4 protein-coding genes are annotated in these 5,444 nt (G+C 74.8%); all 4 read left to right on the top strand.

Annotation, left to right across the window (positions count from 1 at the left end):
- The first annotated feature begins 111 nt into the window (after window positions 1-111).
- A complete protein-coding gene (locus UWG_RS0119840) occupies window positions 112-1,095 on the top strand; it encodes an SMI1/KNR4 family protein (protein WP_029391604.1) in 984 nt (327 codons plus the stop codon).
- 7 nt (window positions 1,096-1,102) lie between these two features.
- Complete coding sequence (locus tag UWG_RS0119835) at window positions 1,103-3,364, top strand: SUKH-4 family immunity protein (RefSeq protein WP_016908948.1); 2,262 nt, start codon at window positions 1,103-1,105, stop codon at window positions 3,362-3,364.
- 510 nt (window positions 3,365-3,874) lie between these two features.
- Entirely contained in the window at window positions 3,875-4,864 is a 990-nt protein-coding gene (locus UWG_RS0119830) for a coiled-coil domain-containing protein (protein WP_029391603.1), read from the top strand.
- A 348-nt stretch (window positions 4,865-5,212) separates the two neighbouring features.
- Window positions 5,213-5,444, top strand: a 232-nt coding sequence (locus tag UWG_RS30545; RefSeq protein ID WP_033196260.1) for an ATP-binding cassette domain-containing protein, incomplete at its 3' end; no start/stop codon positions are given.

The following is a 5,444-nucleotide window of genomic DNA, read 5'->3' as shown; positions in this document are numbered from 1 at the left end:
GTCCCCGGCCCTCGGCGGCTGCACCCCGCAGCCCCCCGGGCCCGGTGACTGCGTGTCGCCGTACCGCATAGGCTGTCCCGTACCAGCCAGACGCAGCAGGGGGCCAGCGCGATGACGACAGGTCGGCTCGGGCAGCATGCCGCGCCACCGAACCGTGCGTACGCCGGGCAAGTGGTGAACTTCCCTGATCCGGTCAGGGCGGCCCGCCATACCGCCGGGGTGCCGGTCGACCGTTACGGCTTCCCGGACTTCTCCGGGTACGCGCGTGCAGCCGCAGAGATCGCGGAGCCTCCCGAGGGCTTCGGGGGTGACGAACTCCGCCTCACGGACTACGTGTCGGCCAACGCCGCGCTCCACGCTTCGGGCCACGAGCTGTGGGGGAGCCTGCCGCCCGTGGCGACGCCGCACGGCTGGACGTGGCATCACGTCGCGGGCGGCCGCCGGATGGAGTTGGTGCCGGTCGAGGTGAAGGCGCTGCTGCGGCACCACGGCGGCCTCGCCACGGCGGCCGTCGACCATGCGAAGACGGGTACGCGCCCGCTCCAGGAGACCAAGCCCGTGCACTTCGAGGCGCCGCGCGACGTGGCCGTCCCCGAGGCGCGGGTGCGGGAGGCGGAGGAGCGGCTGGGGTACCGGCTCCCGGAGGGGTACCGCTCGTTCCTCAAGGCGGCCGGTGGCTGCGCGCCGCGCGGGGTGGCGCTCGACGCCGAGTTGGGCCTCCTCTTCGACCAGCCGTTCTTCACGCTGCGTGCGGAGAGCGACCGTGCCTCCGTCGACGACCTCGTCTACGTCAACAAGTGCCTGCGCGACCACCTCACCAAGGACTACCTCGGCGTCGCCTTCGTCCAGGGCGGGTTGCTCGCGGTGAAGGTGAAGGGCGAGGCGGTGGGTTCCGTCTGGTTCTGCGCGTACGACGACGCGGGGGACGCGGACGGCCTCTCCGTGCAGGAGCGCGTGGAGCGGCTGCTCCGGCCCTGCGGCGCCGACTTCGACGAGTTCCTCCGGAGGCTCGCCGGAAATCCGCCGGAGTTGGAGACGGTGGCGAACCTGATGGTCGACGGCGGCTTCGCGCTCGCCGTCGAGGTGGAGAGGTGAGGGCGCGATGGTGACCTTGGCGCAGGCACAGGAGCGCGCCGAGCGCTGGATCAACGGCACCGAGGTGCCGTCGGACCAGCGGCGCGAGGCGCAGGTGCGGGAGTTCGCGCTCGGCTTCGTCGCCTGGGCGGGCCCCGCCTCGCCGGAGGCGGCGGGTCCGCGGCTGGTGATCGCGAAGGACAGCGGTGACGCGACGCTCTGGCCCGGCCTTCCCGTCGACGAGGTCGTGCGCAACTTCGAGGAGGAGTACGGCGGTTCACCGGCCCCCGCTGCCGCGCCCGCGCCTGAGCGGCTCGACCTGGAGGCGACGTCGTTCCTGCTGACGCCGCCCGAGTGGCTCCAGCAGGCGGCGGACCAGTTGGGCGTCCCCGACCGCCGCTCGGCGGAGGAGCCGGCGGCGGAGTCCTCGGTTCCGGCTGCGTCCGGATCGGCTCCGAGCCCGTGGGACGCGGCGGACACCAGCGGTTCGGGCGGAGTCGCGCAGCAGCCGCCCGCGACCGTCTTCGCGCCGCCGCTCTCCGGTGACGACGAGGAGGAGAGCGCCTCGTCGGGGTCGCATTCCGAGGCGCGGACCGAACTGATGCCGGAGGGCAGCTCGTTGCCGGGGGTGGCGGCGGGTCGGCCCGTCGAGGAGGCCGACTCCTCGCCGTCGCAAGGCGGTTCGGCGGGGCTCCACCACGCGGCGACGGTCCTCTCCGAGGACGCGGCCGTGCAGGTGCCGCCGTCCCCGGACGCGGCGCGGTCGCCGGGCGTCGGCGACATCGCCGACGCCGACACCAGCCGCGCGGCCGGGGGTCCGGTCTCGTCGCGGTCGTCGCGCGGCGGCCCCACGGTGCCGCCGCCTCCGGGCGCGCCCGGTACTCCGGGTGCGCGTCCGGGCGCCGGTTACGTGCCGACGCAGCTCGTCTCCTCCGACGACGTCGCACAGGCGGGCGCGGAAGGCGGGGGCGCAGCCTCCGGTTCGGACTCGCAGGGCGGCGGCGTGCACCACGCGGCGACGGTGCTCTCGGACGGCTCGCAGGGCGGCGCCCCGATCCCGCCGCCGCCGGGGACGCCAGGGGCTCCGGGTGCGGGCTCCTCGGGGGGCGACGTCCATCAGGCTTCGACGATGCTCGCCGGCGGTCAGCCCTCGACCCCTGCGGCCCCGGGCCCTCCGCCCAGCGCGCCCGGCCCGCCGCCGGCCCCCGGCACCCCGCCGCCGGCCCCCGGCACCCCGCCCCCGGCTCCGGGTGCGCCCGCGCCGGGCGGCCCGGCTCCCGCGTACGGCTATCCCCAGCAGCCGTCGGCCCAGCCGACGGTCGGGCCCGGCTACATGGCGGTGCTCCGCTACCGCGCGGCCGACGGCTCGGAGCAGCAGCTCATCCGGCGGTCGGCGCCCGGCACCCCGCACCCCGAGTGGCAGCTCCTCCACGAGCTCCACGGCATGAACGTCCCGCCGCAGCAGGTGGTGGAGCTCCACACCGAGCTGGAGTCGTGCGAGCTGCCGGGCGGCTACTGCGCCCGTATGGTGCGTGAGACGTGGCCGCAGGTGCGGGTGAGCCACACCGCGGCTTACGGCCGCGACCACGCGTCGCGGCAGGACGGCATGCGTCAACTCCTCGCGCACCAGGGGGAGTTGCACCAGGTGGCCGACGGCCCCGCGCGTCCGGCGCCGCACCGCGTCCCGCTTCCGCCGCAGGTCCAGCCGGCGCCGCCGCTGCCGCCCGACGGCATCGGCCAGGAGCTCCTCCAGGCGTTCGGGCCGCAGGGCGTCTTCCGGTTCGACCAGCGCGCCGTCTCCCGGCAGGGCGTGCCCGACGTGGTGGCGCAGACCTTGGTGTGGGCGGGCATCCCCATCGACATGGGGCCGTTCTTCTGGGGGCAGGCGCAGCCCGGCCGCCCGGTGCCGACGCTCGCGGAGCTGGCCCAGGAGCGCGGCGTGCAGCCGTCGTCCGACGCGGGCTCCTACCTGGTGATGGGGACCGACTTCGGCCGCCAGTTGTGCGTGCAGTACGGCACGGCCAACATCGTCGCCGTGCCGCTGGAGGCGGGGCCCGGCGGGCAGCCGGCGCAGCCGCAGTTCGTCAACACGGGCCTGCCGGAGTTCGTGCGTTCGCTCGCCCTGCTCGGCCGGATGTGGCGGCTCCGCTACGGGCTCACCCAGGAGCAGGCAGGTCGCTGGACGGTCGACTTCCAGCTCCAGTTGGCCGCTTTCGACGCGGCGGCGCTCGCGTCGCCCGAGAACTGGTGGTCGGTGCTGCTGGAGCAGATGTGGGACGGGCTCTTCTGAGCCGTACGTCCCGCGGGCGCTGAACTCCTGCGGGGCGCGGGGGAGTTGCCGTCGGCGGTGGGGCGCTCGCGTGTTGGGCGTGCGCTGGTGCTTTCCGGTACGCGGTCTCGTTCGGCGTCGGTGGGGTCCCACCGCCCGTCCGAGAGGGGGTAATTCGTGGCGGACTTTGTGTCGATTCCCTCACACGAGTGGCATCGTCGAGGTCTTGGCTGACGGCCCCAGGGGTCCGTGCGGCGGCGTACGCGATCCTGAACCGCCGCTCAGCGCCGCGTGGTCGGGGTCGCCATCCTCCGCGGGGCCACTGGGGCGTGTGGGGTTTCCGGTCAGTTGCGACGGGTTGTTCCGATTACTGCTCGGCACGTGAAGTAGCGCATCCTGGGGTACGGCTGCGGGTGGAGTATGGCGGTATGGCCGCTTCGCCGAGGGGGTCTTGCGGGGGTCGCGGGTCCGCCCAGGGGCTCGCGGCCGTGTGCTGCTCGTTGCGTTGGAGAACTGAGATAGGGGCTCGCTATGAGTGCGTCGTCGCCGCACGGCTTTGTCGTGGTCCGCCGCGGGTACCGGCCCGACGAGGTCGACGGCCGGGTCGCCGACCTGACCGAGGAGCGCGAGGCCGCGCACCGCCGCGCGGACGCGCTCGAAGCGGAAGCCGAGGAGGCCGAGGCCGAGGTCGAGCGGCTCCAGGGCGTCGTCGCCTCGCTGCCGCCGCAGACCTACGCCACCCTCGGTGCCCGCGCCCAGGACCTGTTGGGCCTCGCCGAGGCGGAGGCCGACGAGGTGCGCACCGCCGCGGAGTCCGGCGCCGCGCGCACCGCCGAGGAGGCCGGGGAGGACGCCCGCTCGGTGGAGGAGGGGGCCCGCGTCGAGGCGGAGCGCATCAGGGCGCAGGGAGAACGCGCCGCGCAGCAGCGTCTGGAGGAGGCCGAGTCCGAGGGCGAGCGGATGGTGGCCGAGGCCGAGTCGGAGGCCGAGTCGGTACGGGGCGAGGCCGCCGAAGCCCTGCGCGAGGCGGCGCGGCGCTGCTCCGAGCTGCTCGCGAAGCAGGAGCGCGAGCACACGGCCGAGTCGGAGTCGGCCGACCGCGACCTCGCCCGCGAGAAGGCCGAAGTCGACGCCAGGGTCAGCGAGTTGGACGAGCGCGCCGAACACCTTCTCGCCGACGCCAAGCGGGCGCACGCCGAGGCCGAGGAGGCGGCGAGGCACCGGGTCGAGGACGCGCAGGCGCAGGCCGAGGAGTTGCTGGCGCAGGCGCGGCTGCGGGAGGAGGGCGTCGAGCGCGAGACGGAGCGCGTCCTGCGCGAACACCAGGAGCAGTCCGACGAGATGCGCCAGCACATGGCGCACGTCCGCGCGAGCCTGTCGACCCTTACGGGCCGCACCGCCGAGGTCCCCCCGAAGGACGAGACCCCGCCACTTCCCGGGGAGCAGGAGCCCGACGGTGAGAAGGTGCCCGCGCAGTCGGTCTCCATCCCCGCCCAGCAGACGGTACGCAGGGGCGACTGACCCGTTAACTCCCCCTCCAGGGCCGGATGCGCATCGGCGCGTCCGGCCCTCGCTGCGTTCGACCGCCGCCGCGGCGGCCCGCTTCCCCCGACGTCCCCGGGGTCGCGTCTCGTGCCGCGGCAGGACGCCGGGGGCGTCGAGGGCCCGTAGCTTCTGTGGGGCGGGCCCGCACGTGAGGTGGGGCCAGCCCCCGGTCGGATACACGGACGTGCACCATCGCGGCCGAGGTCGGGGTGCAGCAGCATCGAAAGCTGTCGGGGGCGTGCCGGGACCGGGTCGCGGTGGGCGCCGAAGCGCGGCTCGGGGCAGGGGTCCCGGGCTTTCTGTCGAGCCGAGGAGAGAACTGGGATGGCTACTGCCGTGACGGGCCACGGGGGCGCCGAAGAAGTGGCGGCGTCCGCGCGCCAGGTGGTCAAGGCGTACGGGTCGGGCGAGACGAGGGTCCTCGCCCTGGACCACGTCGATGTCGACATCGTCCGGGGGGAGTTCACCGCGATCATGGGGCCTTCCGGCTCCGGGAAGTCCACGTTGATGCACTGCCTCGCGGGCCTCGACAACGTCACCGAGGGGCGGATTCACC

The organism is Streptomyces xiaopingdaonensis (genome assembly GCF_000262345.1).
GTDB lineage: Bacteria > Actinomycetota > Actinomycetes > Streptomycetales > Streptomycetaceae > Streptomyces > Streptomyces xiaopingdaonensis.
This window is presented reverse-complemented; position numbering and strand designations above follow the sequence as displayed.